The 1,047-nt window shown below is 56.6% G+C and carries 2 protein-coding genes and 2 tRNA genes; all 4 read left to right on the top strand.

Going from position 1 to position 1,047, the window contains the following annotated elements; genetic code table 11:
• The coding region (locus JF66_RS20615) for a DNA gyrase C-terminal beta-propeller domain-containing protein (protein ID WP_035880817.1) at positions 1–325 on the top strand (325 nt) is incomplete at its 5' end.
• Positions 318–722: a DUF3566 domain-containing protein gene (locus JF66_RS20610; protein WP_035880816.1), complete on the top strand. Its 405-nt coding sequence runs from the start codon at positions 318–320 to the stop codon at positions 720–722. The genes JF66_RS20615 and JF66_RS20610, both read left to right, overlap by 8 nt.
• A gap of 96 nt (positions 723–818) precedes the next feature.
• Positions 819–892: transfer RNA gene (locus tag JF66_RS20605), tRNA-Ile, on the top strand.
• Positions 893–924: 32 nt separating this feature from the next.
• Positions 925–997 (top strand) — tRNA-Ala (locus JF66_RS20600).
• Positions 998–1,047: the final 50 nt, after the last annotated feature.

Raw genomic sequence — 1,047 nt, 5'->3', positions numbered from 1 at the left:
GCAGAATCGCGGGGGGCTCGGCATCAAGGTGGCCAAGCTCAATGACGATCGTGGAGACCTCGTGGGGGCGCTCATCGTCAACGAGGAGGACGAAGTGCTTGTGGTTCTTGCCAGCGGCAAGGTGGTACGCTCTGACGTCGCCGAGGTTCCGGCCAAGGGTCGGGACACCATGGGTGTCGTGTTCGCGAAATTTGCGACCGAAGACAGAATAATTTCCATCGCCAAAAACATCGAGCGCAATCTCGTGGTGGAGGAAACCGAAGCCACAACTGACACTGCAGCACCGAACGATGATTCGGGGAAAGTAGAATCACCAGATGAGTAGCGTCGCGGAGAAATTGGCCAACAAGTCGAATCGTCGACCGTCCACCAAGCAGGTGCGCCTGAAATTGGTGTACATCGACTTCTGGTCGGCTGTGAAGTTGTCGTTCCTGGTGGCGTTGTGCCTGGCCGTCGTCACCATCGTGGCGTCGTTCCTGGTGTACACGGTGCTGGCCCAGACCCAGATCCTCGATAAGGCCAACACGCTGTACACCGATATCTCCGGCAGCTCCGCCGATCTGCTGAGTATTCTCTCCGTGGGCAACGTGATGGGCTTTGCTGTGGTCGTTGCCGTGCTCAACACCGTCGTGATCACCGCGCTCGGTGCGATTTTTGCGGTACTGTATAACCTCAGCGTGAAAATCACGGGCGGGTTGCTCGTCGGTTTCACCAACAACTAGGCACCACGAAATAGTTGTTGGCTTTCTGACACGCGCGGATGTTCCGCTCGATTTCAGGAATTGAGCAGATTCCTATAGTCTCGAATCTGCTCACAGGGGGATATAGCTCAGTTGGTTAGAGCGCTTCACTGATAATGAAGAGGTCCCAGGTTCAAATCCCGGTATCCCCACGCAACAACACGAGATCGCCTCAGGGCGACTCGGGGCCATAGCTCAATTGGTAGAGCGCCTGCTTTGCAAGCAGGAGGTCCGGGGTTCGATTCCCCGTGGCTCCACACGAACACGAAATGCCCGGCCGTTATCGGCCGGGCATTTTTGTGTCCCG

Source organism: Cryobacterium sp. MLB-32 (genome assembly GCF_000738085.1).
Lineage (GTDB): Bacteria > Actinomycetota > Actinomycetes > Actinomycetales > Microbacteriaceae > Cryobacterium.
This window is presented reverse-complemented; position numbering and strand designations above follow the sequence as displayed.

Coding starts and splice junctions, on each gene's coding strand:
- JF66_RS20610 (WP_035880816.1), top strand. CDS start 318: ATGAGTAGCGTCGCGGAGAAATTGGCCAACAAGTCGAATCGTCGACCG.